The organism is Thermococcus kodakarensis KOD1 (genome assembly GCF_000009965.1).
GTDB classification, from domain to species: domain Archaea; phylum Methanobacteriota_B; class Thermococci; order Thermococcales; family Thermococcaceae; genus Thermococcus; species Thermococcus kodakarensis.
Map to the genome: position 1 here is coordinate 669,564 of NC_006624.1, position 21,823 is coordinate 691,386.

A 21,823-nucleotide genomic window follows, 5' to 3' on the forward strand; every position below is an offset into this window, starting at 1 on the left:
TGAGAACGTTAAGGAAGCCGTTAAAGAGGTCATCATAAAGCTCGCTGGCAATCTGCCGATTGACGTTGAGAGGGTTGTCGATGAGATATACTCAGGCAAGAGTGCCAGTGAGATAGCGCTGGAGCTTTACAGGGAAGGAGTTGACGAGAAGCTCGACGATGTAGACGCCCCAAAAGAGGTGAAAGACGCCCTCAGAGAGGTTCTCCTGGCGGTCGCCGAGAACTATCCAATGAGCGAAACCGAAATTGAAGAGCTGACGAAGGAGAAAGTGGCTGAGCTCGTTGAAGAATTCATGAAAGACACCGAAAGCAAACTCGGAATGAGGATTGACCCGGCTAAACTCGCAGAGATAGCGTTCAAATTCAAAGACAACCCAGAAGGGATGGACAGGGAAGACGTTGCACCCGTCGAGAAGGACGTCTACACAGCCCTCTACAACAAGGCCAAACTCTACATCAACATGCTCAAGAGCGACGACAACAGGACTATGCTGGTTATCTTCGTACCCAAGGCTCTCAAAGGGGTTAACGACCTCGAAAAGCAGAGCAAGTTCCAGTACGAGAACTCGATAAAGGCCAAGGAGGTCGCCCTGAAGGAGTTCGGAAAGCTCTCGCCTTCTGTTGAGGTATATGTAACGGGAACTCCGATCCAGACCTACGAGGCAATCAAGTACGGAAAGGAGGACAACGACAAGACCACCAAGTTCAGCATCGCAGGAGCGTTCATAGTCCTCCTCATTCTTATGGGAGTGGCCTTTCTGGCGACTCTACTCCCTTTCACTGGCGTCGCAACGGCCACACTCACGGCCCTTGGAATCCTCTACCTCCTGGCAAAGGGTGACATACTGGATGTCGGCAGCTGGGCGCAGATGCTCACCGTAACGACCGCTCTCGGCCTTGGAATTGACTACTCGACCTACTACCTCCACAGGTTTAGGGAATACCTCGCTGAGGGCTACGACCACAACAAGGCCGCGAGCGAGGCCCTCAAGAGGGCAAAGGACGCCGTTCTGGCGAGCGCTTCAACCGACATCATAGCCTTCGCCAGCTTCGTCCTTGCCTACGAGTTCCCGATATTCAAGACAATGGGTATCATAGCCCCTCTCGCGGTGATAGTCGTCCTCCTGGCGAGCTTAACCTTCATCCCGTCAATAACCGTTCTCATCGGTGACAAGCCGATCTTCTGGTGGCCAAGACACATCGAGCACCACCTTGAGAACATCGACCTCCACGAGAGAAGCAGGATAGCGGAGTGGGCCGTGAAGCACGCCAAAGTCGTAACAATTATAGCCCTCCTCATAGCGGTTCCCGCTGCTTACAACTTCGTAAACTTCAATGGAACCCATGACATCAAGCTATTCATCCCGAAGGACAGCGAGACCTATCACTTCCTCCAGCTCAGCGAGGACACCGTTGGAGCGGGAGTTACCTCCCCGACCTATGTCGTCATCGACCTTGGGCATAAGGTAAGCGACTCTGATCTGGCGAGGATAAACGAGCTGGTTGACAGGATATCAAAGGTCAGCGGCGTCAGGTACGTCTACACCATCACCCAGCCGTTCGGAGAGAGAATTGACAACGCGACCCTGGATGAGCTCACGAAGTTCGAGGGAGACCGCTACATCTCAAAGGACAGGCACAAGGTCCTCATTCAGGTGACGGGTGAGTACGGAGCAACCGACGACCGCTCGAAGGACATGGTTAGGGAGATTAGGAGCATCGTTGAGGACGAGAAGGACTCGAGAAAAATAGCTGACGGAATGGTCGGAGGAAACACCGCCTTGGCCCTTGACCTCAGCAACCTCATCAACGACGTCTTCTGGCACAGGATATTCCCTGTGGCGCTGCTCCTGATGTTCCTGTCGCTAATCCCGACGCTCAAGGGACTTCCAGCGGTCATAACGACCATGGGTACAATAGCGGCAGGCGTGCTCCTCAGCATCGGTGTCTCCAGCTGGCTCTTCGAGAAGGTCTTTGGACAGCAGGTCATGTGGTTCCTGCCCATGCTGGTCTTCATAGTGCTCATGGGAGTCGGCATTGACTACAACAGCTTCTATCTAGTTAAGGCCAGGGACGAGTTCGAGCGCAGGAAGCCCGAGGAGGCCCTGATAGTCGCCGCTGGAACCATGGATACCCTCGTCGTTGGCCTTGCGGCAGTGCTCGCGGCCACCTACGGCTCCCTGATGACAGGGGCGACGTGGGGCATAAGGGAGATAGGCTTTGCCCTCGCCCTCGGAGTGCTCCTTACGGCGACGGCAGTGGTCTACTTCATCGGGCCAGCAACCATGGCCCTCTTCGGAGAGAAGGCCTGGTGGCCGCTGTTCAATAACAGGGAAAAAGTGTCTCCGAGGAGAAGAAAGTAATTTGATCGTTATGATTTTTATTTATCTTTTTGGTTCTTTATAAAATACTCTTCTCGTAACTATATATCAAAAGTAAAATTTTTAAATAGAGACCCATGGATATACCTACTGGTGAAGTTTATGAGATTATTAAAGTTAATCGGATTAAAAATTAGGAACTATAGGTCCATTAAAGAGCTTCCTTTAAACGATGAATACTTAATGGTTGAAAATTTTGTCACGATAATCGGAAAAAATGATGCTGGGAAATCAAATATTTTGAACGCAATTAGGATAGTTCTAGAAGAGGATAAAGTAACCAAAGATGATTTTCATAAGGGTACCAATGAAAACATTGAAATTTCATTGATATTTGATGCCACAGAAAATACGGAGATTATGCATATCATAAACCATGATTCTAATGAAACTGCAAAGGGACTGGGGGCATTTTTCAGTAGATATAACAACAAGAGTTCTACAAATACTAAAATAAAAATAAAAAAGATTTTTGAAAAAGATAAACTTAATTCACGAAATTATAAAGGAGATACTATTGTAGAATATTTTGATGAGGATAAGAACAAATGGGTTAAAATTAAAGATAAAAAACTCATTAATACCATATTAAATGATCTTCCAGAGGTCATTTACATTCCGGCTATTAGAGATGCAATTGCAGAAACAACTCAAAAATCTGGTTTTTTAATGTCAAAGCTTCTTTTGCCACTTTTAGAAAAACAAAATAAAAGCAATTCTAATGAAGAAAATGGAAAAGAAAAGCAGAGAAGTATAACAGAGCTAAAGAAAGAATTGCAAAATCTGATTAGCAGAGAGTCTAAGAAGCTCACTAAAAAAATTTTGAAGGAATTAACTGTATTCAATAGTTCAATTGAAGAGATAAAAATTGAGCCTAATAAAGTTCAAATTAACTTTAGTCCTAAAATACAAATCAAAGATAAATACTTGCCAGATAGTGTTCCTCTCGAGCAAAGGGGAGCTGGATTGAGAAGTGAATTTCTCTTGGCAATGTTCAGAATATGGGCAGAAGTCGGTGCAGGAAAAGGTTATATACTTCTATTTGAAGAGCCAGAGCTATATTTACATCCCGAAGCTCAGAAAAAAATGTTCTCTGCATTAAAACGCATAAGCAATGAGGCTCAAGTTTTGATAACAACCCATTCAACAATATTTGTGGACAGAAGTGATTTAAAGTCAATATGGCTTATACGAAGAGAGAATGGGGAGACAAAGATTACAACATTCGAAAAGCCTAAGGTATTATCTGAGATCCTTGAAGAAATTGGGGCAACTCCCAGTGATCTGTTTTTATCCAATGGGGTCATATACGTCGAAGGAAAAACAGAGATTAAGGTATTTAGTAAAATTGCAAAGGCTATATGCCCCAAGTGGGAAGAGTACAATATTTCAATTGTTAGTTTAGGAGGAGGCAACATCCGAGATTTATCCGAAACGCTGTTATTCAATGGTCTTGCTTCACTAAATCCGAATGGAGTTGTTGTAATTGATTCAGATGGAGAGCAAGAAGATAAGAAGAGTGGAGGTTGTAAACCAAAACCTGAAAAGCTTAAGATAAAAGAAAACTTCGAGCAATATGGGCTCACGGTTCATATCCTTCAAAGAAGAGAGATTGAAAACTACATTCCTCTTAATATTCTTGAAAAGTATTTCATAGAGGGATACATTAAATCGAAATATATAACCAAAATTGGGGATCAGCAGCTTAAAGTCAACAAAATTAAGAGTAAAGAGTATTTCAAAAAACAATATCTCAAATATTTCAAAAGAATGGAGTCTAATTTGAGAGAGATAGAGAGAAAACAAAACATGATTAGGGCAATAAATAGAGTATCACCCTGTGAGGACATCCTTAAGAAGATTGACGAGCTCTTATATACTAAAAAACATAAAAAATGGGATCGCAAAAAAGCCGAAATAACTCCCAAATTATTTGAAATGATGATCAAAGAGAAAAAAGCTCCACTTGAGTTTAAAGAGATACTAGAAGAGGCAATAAGAAAATGCGGATTTGAGCCAGAATTTAGCGACGAATTTGAGTACATTTAATGTTTTTAGTTCAATATCCTTTTAAACGCTGAATTTTAGCTTTTAACATGAACATCTACGAGATGCTCGCGCTCATAGCATTCGGATACGTTCTCAAGCGTCTGTTTAAGTCTGAGAAGCCCTTTGACTACATCCGAATCCTCACAAACGACATTCTTCTGGCCTTCTTCGTCTTCGGCAACGTCGCGAGCAAGGATTTGGGATACTTACTCAGCATAAAGACGGTTTTCATCTACGTCTTTCTCGTAATAGGCATAAGTCTTGGCTCCTCTTACCTCTACGGCAGGTTCGTTCTCAAAAACGACCCCTGGGCTGGTGCACTCATGGTTCTCTCGGTTTACCCGAACACCGCGGCCCTAGGCTTCCCGATAGCGAGCCTCTTCTTGGACGACATAACCCCCGCAATTCTCTACTCAACAACCAACAGCCTCATCGTAATCCCGATAGTGACGTTCATAGCGGCCCACTACTCCAGCGGCGGTGCTTCACTAAGGAGGAGCATCGAAAAGGCCCTGAAGTTCCCGCCGACAGTCGCCAACCTGCTTGCCCTCGCCCTTGTGATAGCTGGAATCCGCCTTCCGGGCTGGATCATCGAGCCCATTAAGACGATCGGCTGGTGGAGCATCCCGCTCCTGATAATCTACTTCGGCTCGCGGATAACCCTCAGCAGGTTCGAGCTCAGGAAGTTCCTCGAAGTGGGGGCCTTTAGGATAGCGATTCCATTCATCTTCGTCTTCCTCACCCTCAGGAACGCCAGCCCAGAGGTTTTCTACTCGGTTCTGGTCGAGGCCAGCATGCCGCCGGCGATAGCCGCCAATGCGATTCTTGCACAGTACCAGCTGAAGGCTGAGGAGGCAATAAGCGTTACCTTTGTCCTTACTCTCATCGTTATCGGCCTCTTCATGGCCTTAAAGGCTCTTCTCTGACCGATGCCTTTTTAGTCCTTCGATGGATTTTTGAACGGTGATAACATGGAGCGCGTCGTTGAGATTCTGAAGGAGATACTTGAGATACCGTCCCCAACAGGCTACACAAGGGAAGTTATGGAGCACATTGAGAAAAAGCTTACCGAGGCAGGGATTAAGACCTACTACACCAACAAGGGCGCCCTGATAGCGGGCAACCACCCCGAGCCTGAACTCGTGATTGCGGCACACGTTGACACTCTAGGTGCGATGGTAAAGGGCATCCTCCCCGACGGACATCTGAGCTTCACGAGAATAGGCGGCCTTCTCCTTCCTGCCTTCGAGGGGGAGTACTGCACGATAATCACCCGCTCAGGAAAGCGCTACCGCGGGACGCTCCTCCTCAAGAACCCGAGCGTTCACGTGAACAAAGAGGCAGGAAAGAAGGAGAGAACAGAGGAGAACATGTACATCCGCCTCGATGCAGAGGTGGAGAAGAAAGAAGACACTGAAAAGCTCGGCATAAGGCCCGGCGACTTCATTGCCTTCGACCCGAAGTTCGAGTACGTGAACGGCTTCGTCAAGGCCCACTTCTTGGACGACAAGGCGAGCGTGGCAGTGCTAATTGACCTCATGCTCGACCTTAGTCAGACCCTTGAAAAGCTCCCGGTTGCGTTCTTCTTCTCGCCGTACGAGGAGGTCGGCCACGGCGGTTCGGCAGGCTATCCCAAGAGCACGAAGGAACTCCTAGTCGTTGATATGGGAGTAGTTGGCGAAGGCGTGGCTGGAAAGGAGACGGCCGTCTCAATAGCGGCCAAAGATTCGAGCGGCCCCTACGACTACGAGATGACGACCAAACTAATCGAACTTGCCGAGAAGAGGGGAATCCCTTACACCGTGGACGTCTTCCCATACTACGGCTCGGACGGGAGCGCGGCCTTGAGGGCTGGCTGGGACTTCAGGGTTGCCCTCATCGGCCAGGGAGTCCACGCCAGCCACGGCATGGAGAGAACACACGTTAAGGGAATGCTCGCCACGAAGGAGCTGATAAGGGCATACATCGAGGAGAAGTTCCTCTGATTGGTCTTTCCAAATTTTTATCACATTTGCCGAAAAGCTTAAATTGATTCTCAACAGAATCATTCTCATGAGAATTATTCCCAGAAGAATTGAAATGAAAACCCTAAGATATCCAGGCTGGAAGATGCTCTACGGCCGCAGAAAAACAGGGAAGAGCTTTATAGCAAGCAGGTTCTTAGATCACGACCTCTATTACTTTGTACAGCGAGATGGAGCCATCCTTGAGAGGAGGAGTGGTGCAAGGTTATCATATCAGGAACTGCTGAAAGAGCTATCCAAGAACCTTGGGGAGAAAACAATCGTTATTGATGAGTTCCATAGACTCCCTGAGGACTTCCTCGATTTCCTGCACGCAAACGCTGGGAGAAGTGAAAAGGATCTGGTTCTCCTCACGTCAACGCTCTGGCTCTCACTGCGGCTTCTCTCCAAAAAGGAAAGTCCCTTACTTGGGGTAGTGCTGCCGATAAAAATCGGACTTATTGACGAGAGAGAAGTTATCATCGAGCTTTCAAAGGAAGTGAGTGGAAAAGAGCTTGTGGAAGCTTCCACGTATCTTAGAGAACCTATGCTTGTTCCCCTTTACAAGCCACCACTGAGGGAGTTCATGGCTCAATACCTGTACTCATCAGGGCCGGTCGTTGAAGATTTAATCGGCGAGGCTTTCACTGAAGAAGAAATCCTGTTTTCTGAGGTTTATCGAGCGATTCTCCACGCAGTAGCGGATGGAAAGTCCAAGAGCGGCGAGATAGCGAGCTACCTGGTGTCCCAGGGACTTCTTGACTCGCCCTCAAGCATCCAGAAGTACCTCAAAGTTCTCTCCACAATGGACATCATACGGAAAGTTCCCATCTTCCGAAAACGCAGGAGGTTCAGTTACTCCATAGCATCCCCCCTGCTGGATTTGCACTTCTACCTCAGCTCCAAGTACGCGTACACCGAGCTGGAAACCCCACTTGAGTTCATAAGGAGTGCCGTTAATGAGAAAGTCCCGAGACACGTTGAAAAATACATCGAGAGCCTGCTGGGAAAGGTATACGGGCTCAGACCAGTTAGAATCGAAGAACCTGACCTTGAAGTGGACATAGCCCTTCAGGGCTTCAAGCGTCTTGAGCTAGTGGGGGAAGTGAAATGGAAGAGCAGGGTAAAGAGAGAGGAAGTTTGGAAAATCGAGGAAAAGCTTTCAAGGTTCAACTGTAGAAAAGTGCTCGTCGTTCCCGATGAAAGCGTCCTTGAGTCAGAGCCAAAAACCGTTGAAGTGCTCACCCCAGAGGATCTCTTGACTCTCGCCCAGAAAAGCCTGAGAAAGGAGCTCGGGGAAGAATGAAGCTTTCTCACTCCCCCATCAGCTTCTCTATCAGCTTTGCCTTCTCCTGGGCCTTGCGGAGATGTTCCACTGTTACCTTGGTGTATATCTGGGTAGTTGAGAGGTTCGAGTGGCCGAGAAGCTCCTGTATGGCCCTTATATCCACCCCTTCCTCAAGTAGGTGAGTCGCGAAGCTGTGGCGGAGCTTGTGTGGCGTTACCTCAACCCCAGCTTTCTGGCCGTAGCGCTTGAGGAGGTACCACACGTTCCTTGTTGAGAGCTTATCCTTCCTCCTTCTTCTGTCCTCGACGAGGAGGTATTCGCTCTCATCGGAGCGGCTCTCGAGGTAGGCCCTTATCTCGTCGGCGAGGTACTTCGGGATTGGCACGACCCTGTCCTTCGCTCCCTTTCCGCCCCTTACCACTATTAGCCCTCTGTCGAGGTCAACGTCGTCCTTTTTGAGGTTGCACAGCTCGCTAACGCGCAATCCAGCGCCGTAGAGGAGAAGAACAATGAGCCTGTCTCTCTTCCTTGTTGGCGGTATAACAGAGAGAAGCCGCTTAACCTCCTCCCTAGTGAGTGCTTTCGGCAGGCTCCTCGGGACTTTGGGAGGCTTCAGCCTCTCGGCTTCATCGTCAAGGCCCTCAAACCGAAAGTAGGCCCTCAACGCCTGGACGACGAGGTTGAGGCTCCTGTTAGAGTAGCCGTTTTTCCTCAGATGGGCAAGAAATCGGAGGGCGGAGTGGGCGTTCAGATCGCCGCCCCACTCAAGGTATCGCCTAACGTAGTAAGTGTACATCCTGATGGTATGGGGGCTTTTACCCTCAAGGTCCAGATAGGTCTCGAACTCCTCAATGACCTCGTTCGGCTCACTCATTGTCCATACCCTTCAGGAGCCTCTCCAGCTCTTCTGGCTTCACCTCGGGGTTCTCAACTATGTTCTCGGTTTCCGGCTCCACGGGTTTTGGCTCTGCAGGATAAACCCTTGGCTCCGCTTTGGGCTTTTCGCTTTCAAGCTCATCCTTGACCGCGAGGCTGAGGTAAACAGTCTTGAGGAGCTCTTCTATCAGGGCATCCTCCTCGGCAAAGATGTAGCCTTGGCCGACTATTATCTTTCCGTTAAGGCCGAGCTTCTCGACTGCCAGTGCGAGAATCTTTTCGTCGGGTACGGGCTCTGCCGGGAAGAGGTTCTTCCAGGCGTCCTCTATCTTCACTGGCCTGGCCCTCTTTTCGAGGAGCTCTTTAAGGCCCTCGTTCTCGCTGGCCAGCCTCTTATACTCCGAGTAGAGTTCATCGTACTTCTTCTGAAGCTCTTCGTGCTCCTTGTAGAGGGCCTCGTACTCGTTGGCAAGCTCGTCGTACTTGCCTTTGATGTCGAGGAGCTGCTTCCTGAGCTCCATGTACTCAGGAAGAACCTGGAGACTCTTGAGACCCGCCCTTACCAGGGTGTTTTTGAGTTCCTTCCTGACTAGCTCAACATCAACGTGCTCAAGGTCGTGGCCGAGCGGGAGCTTCATTCTCTCAATGTGGCCGACCATCTCACCGAGCTCGTTGAAGAGCCTCTCGGCAAGCTCTCTTCCTACCCTGTCCGCGTCGGTCGCTATGATAAGCAGGTCCGCGCCGGCCGCAGCGCTCTTCGCTATCTCAACGTTGGTAGTCGGGATTATCGCTGATATAGTGATGTTGTACTCGCTTCCAAGGGCGAGCCCCTGGAGGGCCTTGCTTACGACCTCTACGTCGCTTGCACCCTCTACCAGAATCCTTACGTCAACTATTGCCATCTTTACCACCTAAACTCATCTTGGACATCGGGTTTAAAACCGTTCTCATACTTCAACCTCAAGCTCGGGCCTTTCGAGGACGATTTTTCCATCGGGCAGGAGTGAGATGCTGAGGGCGTGGATTTCAACGCCCGCTTTTCTGGCCCCTTTGAGGAGCCTCGCTATCTCGGGGTCGCCTTTCTCGTAAGGCCTGAACTTTTCAACACCTGGCATTGCGCCGATGAAGAATATCATGGCCCTCTTTCCAGCTTTCGACAGCTCGATGAGCTCCCTTATGTGTCTCTGCCCCCTCGTTGATGGACAGTCAGGGTACATTGCATATTCCCCTTTCTCACCGCCCCTTAGGACGGCACTCTTCATCTCGGCGTAGACATCACCGCCGGGACATTCAAAGAGGTAGTCGAGGCGGGAGCTTCCGACTTTGATCTCCTTCTTCTTTATGGAACAGTCCCTGAGCCAGGGGACGAGACCTAGCTCAAGGGCCCTCTCAAAGGCTCTTGCCTGCGTTCTGGTGTCGATCACTGCTCCTTTGCCCTCTTCATCTTCGAATGCGACTAAAACAAAGTCAGTCTTCCCCCCTTCCTTCGGAACGCAGAAGGCTTTTCTGCCAGGGATCATGAACTCTTCTAATCTTCCAGTGTTCGTTACCAATGCTTTCCTGGTCTCACCGTTTACCTCGACTAGAGCAACGAAGCGGTTGAGACGCTTAAGGAACGTGCATGGAACGACGTTTAGGGTGAGCAGTACGGGCTTCGCCATGAGTAAACCTACACCGAAAGACGTTTTTAAACCTTGGTGGCAAAAAGGAACGGTGGTTCAATGATACCCGAGGAGTTCATCAAATACGCCTTCGAGGAGAGGGTTGCTTGAATAAGAAAGCTCGCAGAGGGGAAGTTCGACCCCTCGGTTTTGCTCGGCTTCACGCGGCACAACCCGGCAATAATAACCTGCGGCAAAGCAGGGCCGAACGGGTCAATCAAGGGTATTGGCTTCATTCACAAGGAGGAATATTTAGAAGAGACCCTCCAGAAGCTCCGTGAGGAGCTGAAAAAGCCCTACAACCCCAGAGATGCTCTCAACTTTCTCCTCAACGAGATATATGTGAGGGAGAAAATAGACTTCACCAAGCTGGTATCCCTTGAGCTGGCTAAAAAGCACACGTGGACAAACATCACGGGAGGAAGCAGCGAGGCAACGGTGCTCTTCTTCACGCCCCCGAGCACCTCCTATGAGGTTCGGTGCGAGGTCGAGGTGCACGAGGACGACGAGGTGTGGGAGTACACAAACGCCGTCCACGACGTCTTTCACAGGCCAAAGAAACCGAGGGACTGGAGCAAGACGCCCGCTTATCTTTTCAAAATCAAGGAGATTTACGACAATGGGGAGAAGGCGATGGGTGTGAGGATCTACCCATAATTGTTAGGGTAGGGGAAGGGTAATAACCTCAAACTTTTATCCGGTCACTGGATAATCCAGCAGGTGGATAATATTTGAAGCCTCATAACTAGGACACGACGCGTCTGTCCTCGTGGCAAGGGACTTCAGGAGAAAGTGCGACGACTGCCTAACCATCGAGGAACTGCTCTCCCACCTAAACCCTTAAATATCCCGGGCGTTACTTTTAGATGGAAATCTAAACGGAAGGTGATGGGAATGGTCGACTACGAACTGCTCAAGAAGATAGTTGAGGCCCCTGGTGTTTCGGGTTTTGAGTTTCTCGGCGTCAGGGACGTCGTTATAGAGGCCTTCAAGCCCTACGTGGACGAGATAAAGGTTGACAAGCTCGGCAACGTCATAGCCCACAAGAAGGGCAACGGCCCAAAGGTTATGCTCGCGGCACACATGGATCAGATCGGCCTCATGGTGAACCACATCGAGAAGAACGGCTTCCTCCGCGTCGTCCCGGTCGGCGGCGTTGACCCGAGGACTCTCATAGCCCAGCGCTTCAAGGTCTGGATTGACAAGGATAAGTTCATCTACGGTGTCGGCGGAAGCGTTCCTCCGCACATCCAGAAGCCCGAGGAGAGGAGCAAGGCTCCCACCTGGGACCAGGTCTTCATTGACATCGGCGCCGAGAGCAAGGAAGAGGCCGAGGAGATGGGTGTCAGAGTGGGAACCATAATCACCTGGGACGGCAGACTTGAGAGGCTCGGAAAGCACAGGCTCGTCAGCATAGCCTTCGACGACAGGATAGCTGTTTATACTCTCGTTAAAGCCGCCCAGGAGCTTGGCGAGACCGATGCGGACATCTACTTCGTCGCCACCGTCCAGGAAGAGGTCGGACTCAGGGGTGCGAGGGTCTCGGCCTTCGGCATCGACCCGGACTACGGCTTCGCCATTGACGTTACCATAGCGGCCGACGTCCCTGGAACGCCGGAGCACAAGCAGGTCACCCAGCTCGGAAAGGGTACCGCAATCAAGATAATGGACCGCTCGGTCATCTGCCATCCAACGATCGTCCGCTGGATGGAGGAGCTCGCCAAGAAGTACGAGATACCCTACCAGTGGGACATTCTCCTCGGCGGCGGAACTGACGCAGGGGCCATTCACCTCAACAAATCCGGTGTTCCGACCGGAGCCATCAGCGTTCCGGCGCGCTACATCCACTCCAACGCAGAGGTCGTTGATGAGCGCGATGTTGACGCTGGAGTCAAGCTGATGGTCAAGGTTCTGGAGCACATCGGAGAGCTTGAGCTTTGATTCCTTACGTTCTTCCCAAATTTTTATAAGCAATCTCTTTGAGTCTTGATTTTGATATGGAATCAGGAATATTCAAAGTCCCGGCCAGATTTTCATGGGAGGCCCTGAAGAGGATAACATCAAGGCCAGACGTCCTTATAGCTTCCCTGCCGTTTCCCGGGTCGCTTGATGGAAAAACTGTCTCAATACGCCTCCCTGGGAAGGTGTTCGGTTTCGCATTCTCAGGAAGCTTTGAGATGACGTACGCCGATAACACTACAACTTACATAATGAAGTCCCCTCTGGGGCTTCTAATAGTCACCATCCAGCTTGATGGGGGTTTTCTGGTTTCTAGGGCTTCGGCCGATCTAGATGAGAGGTTTCTAAAGAAAAGCTCCTCAAAATTGCGGAGGGCTTTGGGAGGACTGCCCTGGCGTTTTCTGAGAGCTACGAGAGAGTTATACCAAAAATAAGGCAGGAACACGGCAAGATCGTAGTATCTGACCTGAAACCTGGAGATCTGATTCATCTGGCCAGATACGTCCGTTTCTTTGGAGGAAAAGACACTTTTGAGATCGTTGGAACAGGGAAGGGGGAAATCAAGATTAAAGTGAAAGGCGGAAATCTCGAAGGGATCGAGTTCAGAGAAGATGGGAGTCTGGCAATAGTGGAAATCAAAAAACCCCTTCTCGGCGTTTCGGAGGATGAACTTTCAGACCTCGGCATCGGAGGAAGATACATCTTCAAAGTTCTCTGGGACTGAGTTTTCGGGATGAACCTCGGCGATCCCCTGACTTCTTCCATCAAAGAGCACATTCCTGTTCCTCCACAGCTCGAAGGCCAGAAACGTGGCCCCCATGAGGACACCGAGGATTATGTAGGGCGTTTTACTCGGAAGTGGCAGACCGCGGTGCCAGTTGTGGAGCAGGTAGTTCTGGTAGAGGAACAAATAGCCGAGCCACGCTATTAGCACTGCCTCCACGATGTACTCTGCTATTTTTCCCCACCGCTCTTCCATGCCCATCACGGCAAAGGTTAAAACGGGCCGGTTAAAACCCTTTCCCATGAGTGAGTACTTTCCCTACGAGAACCTCAGACCTAACCAGAGGGAGTTCATAGAACTCATCGGCGAGGCCGTCAAGAACGGCGAGAACGCGATAGTCGAAGCTCCAACGGGCTTTGGAAAGACGATCAGCGTTCTTGCTGGAGTTCTCCCCTTCGCCAAGGAGTACGGCTACAAGGTTCTCTATCTTGCCAGAACCCACAGGCAGATGGACAGGGTTATTGAAGAGCTGAAAGCCATCCATCGAAAAAAGCCCGTTTCTGGCGTCGAGCTTAGGAGCAGGAAGGAGCTGTGCCTTCACACCTACCTCAAACAGTTCACCACCGATGCATACAACGCCATGGTCGTCTGTAAAAACCTGAAGAAGCTCGGGAAGTGCCCCTTCTATGAGAACGAGAAGAAGAAAAAGGCCGAGTTTGAGGAAGTCATACGGTTTTTCCTGACCGAACCGAGCCATCCGGCTGAGATCCTCAACTACGCCGAGACGCTTGAGCTGTGTCCCTACGACCTCACCAAGAGAATAGCGGAGAAAGCCGACGTAATAGTGGCCAGCTACCTCTACGCCCTAAGTCCAAGCATAAGGGAGAGCCTGATAAGCTCCCTCGGCGTTGATTACTCCGACCTTATTGTCATCTTTGACGAGGCTCACAACCTCCCAGACCAGGCAATCTCGGCATTGAGCGACAGGTTGAGCATACACACGATAAACAGGGCAATAAAGGAGGCCGACGAGTACAGGGAGCACGAGATAGCTAACTTCCTGAGCATTCTCGGGAAGGGGCTTGAGAAGCTGTACTCGGAAAAGCTGGCCGAGAGAGACGTCGAAGAAGCCCCTGTACAGCCCGAGCTGGTCTTTACCCATGTTATTGAAATTCTGGGGATAAACGAACGCTGGCTCGTTAAGACGCTCAACGAGATGGTTTCGGTTGGGGATGCCATAAGGGAGGACCGCATAGAGAAAGGTAAACCCCCGAGGAGCTACGTTGGTAGGGTCGGAGAGTTCCTCCTGCTGTGGCTCTCCCTCATCGGTAGAGACGACTACCTCTTCCTGATGACGCGGGAGAAGGGTATGAGCCTTGAGCTCGTTGCCCTCGACCCGTCACGGGCGCTGTCCTTCATAAAAGACGTTCAGAGCGCGATATTTATGTCCGGAACTCTCACGCCGCTTGAGGCCTTCAGGGACGTTATGGGCATTGAAAACGCCAGGATGAAGAAGTTCCCGAGGATGGTGAAGAGGGAGAACGCTCAGGTGCTGGTTGCCAAGGACGTCTCGACGAGGGGAGACGAGCGCTCCCTCCAGGCTTACAGGAAAATGGTCGACTACATAGTTGAAGCGGTAAAGCTCATTCCCAAGAACGTCGGCGTCTTTACGGCCTCCTACGAGGTTCTCCAGGGCCTTCTCTCGGCAAATCTCGACGTAAAGCTCGAGGAAACTGGGAGGGCAGTTTTCATAGAACAGCAGGGTGTCTCTTCGAGGGAAAACGACCTCATGATAGCCCAGTTCAAGGCCCACGCGAAGGGAAACGGCGCCGTTCTGCTCGGCGTGATGGGGGGAAGAAACAGCGAGGGACAGGATTATTCTGGCGACGAGATGAACGGCGTTGTCCTCGTCGGAATCCCCTATGCGAGGCCGACGCCGAGGGTTCAGGCCCAGATAAGGTACTTCGAGAAGAAGTTCCCTGGAAAGGGTCGCTACTATGGCTATTACCTTCCAGCTCACAGAAAGCTCGTCCAGGCAGCTGGGAGGGTTCACCGCTCCGCTGAAGAGAAGGGGAGCATCGTAATCCTCGACTACCGCGTACTCTGGAGGAGCATAAGGAAGGATCTGCCCGACTGGATGAAGGAAACTATGAAGCCAGTAACTCTCCCGACGATGAGACTCTACCTCAAAAGGTTCTGGTCTAACGGACGGTGAACTCCTTCTCCACCCTGACCCTCGCCCCGTTCACGTAGGCGTGCTTGACTACCATGTACCTGCCCGGTGGAAGCTCAAGGGGGAGCTTCTGCTCGATCGTCTCACCTGGTATGAGTACAATCATCTTCCTCAGGAATACGATCCCTGGGTCAAGCTTCTGCCAGTAGCCTATGAACTCGTAAAGCTCAACCTCGTTGTCGATCTCGACCTTCGTGGTGTTTGGGTTTGTTATCCAGAGGACAAGCTCGCCTTTTCGCTGCTTGACTTGTATCTCAAGCTCGACCTCTGGAGGAGAACCGTAGGGTATAATCCCAATGCTGTCGTTGGAGGGGACTTTAATTATCTTCATCGGGATAAGAATACACGCTTTTCCAGAAAAGGTTTTCGCAAGAAACAGTTGGGGTACTCGGGCAAGCTTCGGAAGGAAAAAGTAATCAGTGCATTTGCTCTGGTATCCTAACATTCAGTCTAGAGACTGAGTACTAGTTAGGGGCTTTAGAAAAAGCTCCACCAAAAGCTTGAATGTCTTCGAGAATTGGCTTAATGCAGTTAGATTCTCTTGATTGATGGACAGAGAAGTGGGGGTTTTCTTCCTTTTTAACGCCCTTCGGGTGATATGCTGTGAGTAACCCTCTTAAAATTGCTTATTAAGCGAGAATCTATCAAAAGGGAGCGAGGATGCAAGACATTAACTTTTCAAACAGGTGAGTTAGAAGAGTCATGAACATTTCGTCATCCGTTTAGGACGCTTGAACATTAGTGAAAGCGGCGCTGAAACTTTGCTTTGCAAAGTTTCATCAAAGTTCGTGGTTCTTGATTAGAAGGTGGTTCTAGGGAGATTTTCATTCACAGGAACTCACTGCATGAGTGTGAATTCAATTTTAGTAAGGGTTCTCGATGTGAGTTTGCTTTTTAATCGACGCCCGTAGGGCGTCAAGGGGAGAAAACTCCCTTTAGAAGGCCAAAATTGGGAAATTCATTAATGTTTAGCTTGAGTATTTTGAAAATCCTTGTGGTGGAGCAATTCTAAGAAGAACCACGAGCCTTGATCAAACTCAATGGAACTACCGTTCCGTGCGTTGAAGCGGAGCTTCAACGTCGCGCAGGAAACTTTTGGAAAAAGCTTCACCAAAAGTGCTCCCTTTCTTTTGACTTTCCTGTCAAAGAGTGTATTCTCTACCAGAAAGCAACTTCACGCGGGTTTACTCTCAACATCTCTTGTTAATTGTGATTTTGACTTTCTTTTTAGTGCCCTTTGGGCACTATATTGTGAGAAAATCCTGCTAAATCAGCAGATTGGTGCGTAAACCCACTCAAAAGCCAGCTCGCTAAAAACGCATACTACTCTTCCGCCAGCGCTTGCGAAGCAAGGGCTGAATGGTGCCGGGGCGGGGCTTTGAACCCCGGACCTCTCGGTTTCTCAGGCTCCCCCGAAGGGGAGCGGCCCTATGAGCCGAGCGCTCTGACCAGGCTAAGCTACCCCGGCACTTCCCGAGCGCTCGTCCTATACCTCAAGGAGGGCATTTTTAAATCTTTCGGCGTCACCAGTAGTCGCCGTACGCGTACTGCCACGTGAGCCTTCTCCTGATGACCTTTCCGTAGTAGTAGCCTATCGCGATGCCCGCCAGCAGGCCTCCAAGGTGGGCGTATGCATTGACCCCAGGAAGGACGCTGTTTATCAGGAACAGGAAAAAGGCGTTCATCATGGCTGCCTGCATATTTCCACCGACGACACCGCTTATCGTTATCAACGCTCCGACTATTCCGAAGAGAGCACCGCTGGCTCCCGCACTGACGGTCATTGGGGGCTTGAGGAAGAGCGTCAGAACGTTTCCAACAAGCCCAGAGACGATGTAAGTCATCACAACCCTCCTCGGGCCGAGAACCCTTTCAAGCTGTCTCCCCATCGTCAGGAGAAAGTACATATTGAAGAATATGTGGATTATGTTGACGTGCACGAACATCGCCGTGAAGAGCTGCCACCAGTAGCCGTAGTTGAGAACCGCGTAGTTCCACTGACCGAGGAGTGCCAGGACGCTGCCCCTTATGCTCAGGAAGTTCCCGCCGCTCAAAACTGCCTCGACAACGTAAACGGCGACGTTGATTAGAAATAGCGTGAAGGTTGCCCGCCCGTAGCGGTGGAAGTAGTGCTCAAGGCTCATCCTTCATCGCCTCCAGGATGGTGTTCAGGAGCCTCTCGTTTGCGACGGCTATTATGTTGGTCTTCTCCGTTGCGCTGAGCTTGACTTCGAACTCCCTTCCCCTTTCGTCCGTTACTATTCCGCCCGCTTCCCTCACAAGGAGGACTCCAGCTGCAACGTCCGTCGGCCTAACGTAGTTCCTTATGTCAAAGACCCCATCTAAGGAGCCCCTCGCAACGTAGGCAAGCTCCACCGCTATCGCCCCGAGCACGCGGACTCGCTTCACCTTCTTCACGAGACCGAGGCATCTTCCCCGGGTATAGAAGCTCAGGGCTTCCTTCCCCGGTTCGGGTTCGTTCACCCTTATCCTCTCTCCGTTGAGGTACGCACCTTTCCCTGGCTTTGCTTCATAGAAGTTCTCAGGCAGGAACTCATAGATTGCCCCGTAGACAGGCTTCTTCCCCTTGAAGATCCCCAGGCTGAAGGCGAAGATTGGTATCCCGGCCGAGAAGTTGTAGGAACCGTCCAGAGGGTCGACGACAACGGTGTAGTCACTCCCGCTGTCAACCGTCCCGACCTCTTCGCTGACGACGTTTACTCCGAGAGGGACGAGCCTCTTGAGTATTATGTCCTCGGCGACCTTGTCCACGTACTTTGTTACGTCTCCGCTCACGTTAGTCCCAACGTTCTCGCCGGCTTTTTTTGTCCCAAAGAGTGGCATTATTTTCTCTTCAAGCTCCTTGGCGGTATTTAGCGCTATCTCACTCCAGTTAAACTCCATAATATCACCCCAGCAAGGCTATAAGCAGGTTTCTCGTCCCGGGGCCGAAGCCGAGGACGAATATTGCCAGTTTGACGAAATTTATCAGCTCGGGGTCTTCATCTTCCATCATCCTGTCGAGTATGTAAACGACTGGAATCAAAACCAGCAATTTTTCCAGATACATTACTGCAGGTGTGCCCGTTAGGTCTATGAGCGTCCTTGCGAGGACGTGCTGCTCCCAGAAGCCGAAGAACTGTATCCCGACAAAGGTCGTGGTCGCGTCGTAAAAGTGGGTGTAGAACAGCACTTTGTTGTCGACTATCAGTTTGAACTTCTTTGCTAGAGCCCAGATAAAGGCCTCGGAGACAGCAAGGCTCGGGATGAAGTACTTGAAGTACTCCCATCTGACAGAAAGCTTCCCCCAGTTGATTATGATTATGAAAACCAGCCCTCCCACGAGCACCCAGCCGAAGTCGCGGTATATCGGGTAGAGCCTCTCATCCGGGCCCAGATGTCTCCACACCGCAAAGAGGGAAGCTATCGCAAAGGCCGCTATGACGAAGTAGCCGCCGGGGCTAACTGTAAGGTAAGTCCTCGGAAGCAGGCCCTCATCTGTTATGGCCCTCATCAGCGGGCCGAGGACTATGTAGGGCATCAGGGAGAGGAAAAAGCGGTCGTCTATCCTTATTCCCATCCTCTTAAGTATTCGGTAGAGGAGGAGAACCATTATTCCAAGGATTACCGCGTAGACAAGCGTGTTAACAGGGTTGTAGCCCTGGTTGTATTTTATCGGCTCAACGAAATACCTGTAAAAAAACTCCCCAACTCCCATTCGACCACCGTAGGGAGTCTTCCGATAGCCTTAAAGCTTTTCCCACCAATAGTTTTTCGGCGATAAAAATGGAGAGAAGGATTCATCTCATGCAGCTCCCAAGGGAGGTACTGCTGGGCGAGAACCTCACGGGAGAAGTTGTTAGCGTTGCCAAGAGGATAGGCCTTACTGGAAAGGCACTCGTTATCTACGGCCCAAAAACGAAGGAAATAGCTGGTAGAGATGTGGAAGATGCGATAAAATCTGCGTACGAGGTGAGCTCCCTCACCATCAGAAAAGGCGCAACGATGGAGGAAGTCGAGAGAACGATTGAAAAGATCAAGGACGAAGGCATCGGCTGGGTGATAGCAGTTGGCGGCGGGAGCATAATAGACGTCGCCAAGCTCTCTTCATTCAAAACGGGCGTTCCCTTCATAAGCTTTCCAACAACCGCTTCCCACGACGGCATAGCGAGTGCGAACGCTTCAATAAAGGACCTCGGCTCAAAAACGTCCGTGAAGGCCGTTCCACCAGTTGCAGTCATTGCCGACGTCAAGGTCATCAAAACGGCACCCTACCGCTACTTAGCGGCCGGTGTTGGCGACACTATAAGCAACTTAACGGCTGTGAGGGACTGGCAGCTTGCCCATAGAATCAAAGGTGAATACTACAGCGAGTACGCCGCATCACTCTCACTCATGAGTGCCAAGATGGTAATGCGGAACGCCGATATAATCCGCCTCGGAAACGAGGAGTCCGTCAGGAAGGTCATCAAGGCGCTCATCTCCACAGGTGTGGCCATGAGTATAGCCGGGTCTTCAAGACCAGCAAGCGGCGCTGAGCACCTCTTCAGCCACGCCCTAGACATGCTCCTCGATAAGCCCGCCCTTCACGGCGAGCAGACGGGCCTCGGGACGATAATCATGGCCTACCTGCACGGTATGAAGTGGGAGCGCGTTAGGGAAACCTTAAAGAGGGTCGGCGCACCTACAAACGCATACGAACTTGGGATCGACCCCGAGGTTATAATCGAGGCGCTCACCATAGCCCACACCATAAGGCCCGAGCGCTACACCATCCTCGGAAAGGACGGTTTAACTCGGGAGGCCGCTGAAAAGGCCGCTAAAATCACAGGAGTGATATGATCATCCATCAGGAGGTGTTGAAAGTGGCCATAATCACGTTAGTTGGGGAAAAGCTCGCAAAACCGGGGGTTGAGTTCATATTCTACGGTCCGGCCGAGCCCTGCAAGACCTGCAAGCTCGCGGGCGTTTGTGTCGGCAACCTTGAGCCTGGAAGGCGCTACAAGATTCTCAGGGTAAGGAGCATGCCTTCCCACTCCTGCCCGCTGCACGAGGGAAAGGTCAGGGTAGTGGAGGTGGTCGAGCCGAGCATAGAGGTGGCAATAGAGCCGAGGCTTGCAGTGGTGGGCTCGGTGATAACGCTGAAGCTCGAGGACTGCCCCGACCTGGACAAAAGGGATCTTTTCAAGCCGGAGGGGCTCTTTGACGGGGACAGCGTGAAGATAATCGAAATAACTGGGGAAGTCGAGTGCAACGGCAAGACATACAAGATAGCCAAGGTCATGAGGAAGAAGGAGTGAGTCTTATTTTCCATTTTCTCTGAGAATTCTTTAGGAATAAACGTTCCCCCTTTTTCCTACCTTCAGGATCATCACAATTCGCTCTTCTTTGTTATACTCAAATATTACCCGATACTCTCCAACCCGGAGTCTGTAGACATTGTCGTATCCTTTCAGTTTTTGGACGTCAAGCTTTACGAGCGGAAAGAAAGCGAGTTTGGAGATTCTGTCTTTTATAATGTCCCTCTGACTTTCGGGGACATTCTTGAGTTCCTTGAGGGCTCTTTTGCTTATGAGAATTCTGTTCTCAAAGCTCATCCTTGACCACGTCCCATTCCATAAACTCGTCCTTTCTGCGCTTTTGAATTTCCTTAATCTCCCATTCCTCTGGCTCGGACTCTTCAATGAGCTGAAGGTTTACTTCTATGAGCTCTTTGAGGAACTTCTCTATCTCGTCTATCTTCCTCTGTATCTCAACCAGAGTAACGCTCACAGTTCTCACCACAAAAAGATTTGTAAAAGGACAAATTAAATTTTCCCTTCAGCTCCACGTCTCCGCTATGACGTCGTGCTTGTGGATGCTCTCGTTGCTGATGACCCTCACGTGGATTCTGCCCCTGAAGCGCTCCTTGGCCTTTGCGAATATCTCCCTGGCCACGTCCTCGACGAACTTCGGGTTGGCGAACATTCCCTGGACGACGGCGTTCTCGTCCACAGTCTTTAGGAGCGTATAGGTCGGGTGGCTGAAGGAGCTTTCGACGACGTCTATCATCTCCTCAAGTGGAATCTCTTCCTCAAAGGGTGCCCTTATCTCCAGCTCGCCGATGGCCCTCTGGATGTGGGTCTTGCCGTTGTTGTTCGCCATGGCGTGCGGACAGGCCGTGTTTCCTATCACCCTCACCCTGAGAACCTTCTCGAAGGAGCCGTCCTCATTCTTTATGACGCCGACCTCGACGTCGTAGGGTTCGTAGCTGGTCTTTTTACTGGCCGGAGTGGTTCTCGGAATTATCAGGTGCGTCTTGATCCAGACCTCAGCTCTCTTATGCGGGTGTTTTCCTTCGAGCCTCTCTATGACGGACTTTCCAAGCTCCTCTAGGGAGCTGTGGACTTTTGCCACTTCCTCCTCGACAGCTTCGCTCATGGCTTCTGTTATGCTCTCCACGAGCCTGCTCATGTGGATGCCCTTCTTCTCGGCCGGCACGTCTATGGTTACCTCTATGAGCGGAAGGAATGTGTACTCCCTTCCCTTCCAGTTTATCTTGGCGACCGTCCTTAGGTTCGTTATGCCGACCCTTCTTAGAGGCTCTCTGATTTCGGGAACTTCTTCCTGTGTCTCGACGAACATTCTCTCACCCGACTGGAGTAGGCCTG

Annotated in this window: 22 protein-coding genes and 1 tRNA gene; 11 read left to right on the top strand and 12 right to left on the bottom strand. The window is 50.6% G+C overall.

Features of this window, described 5'->3' with window-relative positions:
* Positions 1–178 precede the first annotated feature (178 nt).
* The 5 genes from TK_RS12215 to TK_RS03835 all read left to right on the top strand — a co-directional run bounded on the left by TK_RS12215 (position 179) and on the right by TK_RS03835 (position 7,738).
* On the top strand, positions 179–2,362 hold the full coding sequence (locus TK_RS12215) for an MMPL family transporter (protein ID WP_011249723.1): 2,184 nt from the start codon (positions 179–181) through the stop codon (positions 2,360–2,362).
* 120 nt (positions 2,363–2,482) lie between these two features.
* Positions 2,483–4,429, top strand: coding sequence for an ATP-dependent nuclease (locus tag TK_RS03820; protein WP_011249724.1), 1,947 nt, complete (start codon positions 2,483–2,485; stop codon positions 4,427–4,429).
* A 47-nt stretch (positions 4,430–4,476) separates the two neighbouring features.
* Positions 4,477–5,355, top strand: coding sequence for an AEC family transporter (locus tag TK_RS03825; RefSeq protein ID WP_011249725.1), 879 nt, complete (start codon positions 4,477–4,479; stop codon positions 5,353–5,355).
* A 45-nt stretch (positions 5,356–5,400) separates the two neighbouring features.
* Positions 5,401–6,414, top strand: coding sequence for a M42 family metallopeptidase (locus TK_RS03830; RefSeq protein WP_011249726.1), 1,014 nt, complete (start codon positions 5,401–5,403; stop codon positions 6,412–6,414).
* 67 nt (positions 6,415–6,481) lie between these two features.
* Complete coding sequence (locus TK_RS03835; protein ID WP_011249727.1) at positions 6,482–7,738, top strand: ATPase; 1,257 nt, start codon at positions 6,482–6,484, stop codon at positions 7,736–7,738.
* 7 nt (positions 7,739–7,745) lie between these two features.
* On the opposite strand, the gene xerA is transcribed toward TK_RS03835, so the two are convergent.
* Genes xerA through sfsA form a run of 3 tightly spaced genes read right to left on the bottom strand, consistent with a single transcriptional unit; the run spans position 7,746 to position 10,257 of the window.
* Positions 7,746–8,594, bottom strand: a complete 849-nt coding sequence (gene xerA / locus TK_RS03840; RefSeq protein ID WP_011249728.1) for a site-specific tyrosine recombinase/integron integrase — start codon at positions 8,592–8,594, stop codon at positions 7,746–7,748.
* On the bottom strand, positions 8,587–9,498 hold the full coding sequence (locus TK_RS03845) for a toprim domain-containing protein (protein WP_011249729.1): 912 nt from the start codon (positions 9,496–9,498) through the stop codon (positions 8,587–8,589). Before TK_RS03845 ends, xerA begins: the two co-directional genes overlap by 8 nt.
* Positions 9,499–9,543: 45 nt before the next feature.
* A complete protein-coding gene (gene sfsA / locus TK_RS03850; RefSeq protein ID WP_011249730.1) occupies positions 9,544–10,257 on the bottom strand; it encodes a DNA/RNA nuclease SfsA in 714 nt (237 codons plus the stop codon).
* Positions 10,258–10,407: 150 nt separating this feature from the next.
* Here sfsA and TK_RS03855 point away from each other — a divergent pair, with 150 nt between their 5' ends.
* From TK_RS03855 to TK_RS03865, 3 genes are all read left to right on the top strand, one after another.
* The gene (locus TK_RS03855; protein ID WP_011249731.1) at positions 10,408–10,914 is read left to right on the top strand and encodes a hypothetical protein; all 507 of its coding nucleotides are present in this window, start codon (positions 10,408–10,410) and stop codon (positions 10,912–10,914) included.
* 237 nt (positions 10,915–11,151) lie between these two features.
* Positions 11,152–12,198 carry a M42 family metallopeptidase gene (locus TK_RS03860; RefSeq protein ID WP_011249732.1) on the top strand — a complete coding sequence of 349 codons (1,047 nt, stop codon included), beginning with the start codon at positions 11,152–11,154 and terminating at the stop codon, positions 12,196–12,198.
* A gap of 56 nt (positions 12,199–12,254) precedes the next feature.
* Positions 12,255–12,650, top strand: a complete 396-nt coding sequence (locus TK_RS03865; protein WP_011249733.1) for a hypothetical protein — start codon at positions 12,255–12,257, stop codon at positions 12,648–12,650.
* Between the two features lie 239 nt (positions 12,651–12,889).
* Here TK_RS03865 and TK_RS03870 read toward each other — a convergent pair whose 3' ends face one another.
* A complete protein-coding gene (locus TK_RS03870; RefSeq protein WP_011249734.1) occupies positions 12,890–13,201 on the bottom strand; it encodes a hypothetical protein in 312 nt (103 codons plus the stop codon).
* Between the two features lie 40 nt (positions 13,202–13,241).
* Here TK_RS03870 and TK_RS03875 point away from each other — a divergent pair, with 40 nt between their 5' ends.
* Positions 13,242–15,155 (top strand): helicase C-terminal domain-containing protein, encoded by a 1,914-nt coding sequence (locus TK_RS03875; RefSeq protein WP_011249735.1) that lies wholly within the window; start codon positions 13,242–13,244, stop codon positions 15,153–15,155.
* Here TK_RS03875 and TK_RS03880 read toward each other — a convergent pair.
* The 5 genes from TK_RS03880 to TK_RS03900 form a co-directional block, all read right to left on the bottom strand.
* The gene (locus TK_RS03880; protein WP_048053685.1) at positions 15,142–15,504 is read right to left on the bottom strand and encodes an immunoglobulin-like domain-containing protein; all 363 of its coding nucleotides are present in this window, start codon (positions 15,502–15,504) and stop codon (positions 15,142–15,144) included. The genes TK_RS03875 and TK_RS03880 overlap by 14 nt on opposite strands.
* A 1,029-nt stretch (positions 15,505–16,533) precedes the next feature.
* Positions 16,534–16,641, bottom strand: a tRNA-Met gene (locus TK_RS03885).
* A gap of 55 nt (positions 16,642–16,696) precedes the next feature.
* Positions 16,697–17,317, bottom strand: a complete 621-nt coding sequence (locus TK_RS03890) for a rhomboid family intramembrane serine protease (RefSeq protein ID WP_011249737.1) — start codon at positions 17,315–17,317, stop codon at positions 16,697–16,699.
* On the bottom strand, positions 17,307–18,077 hold the full coding sequence (locus TK_RS03895) for a bifunctional fructose-bisphosphatase/inositol-phosphate phosphatase (protein WP_011249738.1): 771 nt from the start codon (positions 18,075–18,077) through the stop codon (positions 17,307–17,309). The genes TK_RS03890 and TK_RS03895 overlap by 11 nt, the downstream gene beginning before the upstream one ends.
* 4 nt (positions 18,078–18,081) lie before the next feature.
* Complete coding sequence (locus tag TK_RS03900) at positions 18,082–18,891, bottom strand: DUF63 family protein (RefSeq protein ID WP_011249739.1); 810 nt, start codon at positions 18,889–18,891, stop codon at positions 18,082–18,084.
* A 68-nt stretch (positions 18,892–18,959) separates the two neighbouring features.
* On the opposite strand from TK_RS03900, the gene TK_RS03905 reads away from it, so the two are divergent.
* Positions 18,960–20,015 carry an NAD(P)-dependent glycerol-1-phosphate dehydrogenase gene (locus tag TK_RS03905; RefSeq protein ID WP_011249740.1) on the top strand — a complete coding sequence of 352 codons (1,056 nt, stop codon included), beginning with the start codon at positions 18,960–18,962 and terminating at the stop codon, positions 20,013–20,015.
* Entirely contained in the window at positions 20,012–20,473 is a 462-nt protein-coding gene (locus tag TK_RS03910; RefSeq protein WP_173254059.1) for a UPF0179 family protein, read from the top strand. Before TK_RS03905 ends, TK_RS03910 begins: the two co-directional genes overlap by 4 nt.
* Positions 20,474–20,503: 30 nt before the next feature.
* Here the strand turns inward: TK_RS03910 and TK_RS03915 are convergent, their stop codons facing one another.
* Genes TK_RS03915 through TK_RS03925 form a run of 3 tightly spaced genes read right to left on the bottom strand, consistent with a single transcriptional unit; the run spans position 20,504 to position 21,797 of the window.
* Complete coding sequence (locus tag TK_RS03915; protein ID WP_011249742.1) at positions 20,504–20,770, bottom strand: type II toxin-antitoxin system RelE family toxin; 267 nt, start codon at positions 20,768–20,770, stop codon at positions 20,504–20,506.
* Positions 20,760–20,945 (bottom strand): hypothetical protein, encoded by a 186-nt coding sequence (locus tag TK_RS03920; RefSeq protein ID WP_011249743.1) that lies wholly within the window; start codon positions 20,943–20,945, stop codon positions 20,760–20,762. Before TK_RS03920 ends, TK_RS03915 begins: the two co-directional genes overlap by 11 nt.
* Before the next feature lie 48 nt (positions 20,946–20,993).
* A complete protein-coding gene (locus TK_RS03925; protein ID WP_011249744.1) occupies positions 20,994–21,797 on the bottom strand; it encodes a GTP cyclohydrolase IV in 804 nt (267 codons plus the stop codon).
* Positions 21,798–21,823 lie beyond the last annotated feature (26 nt).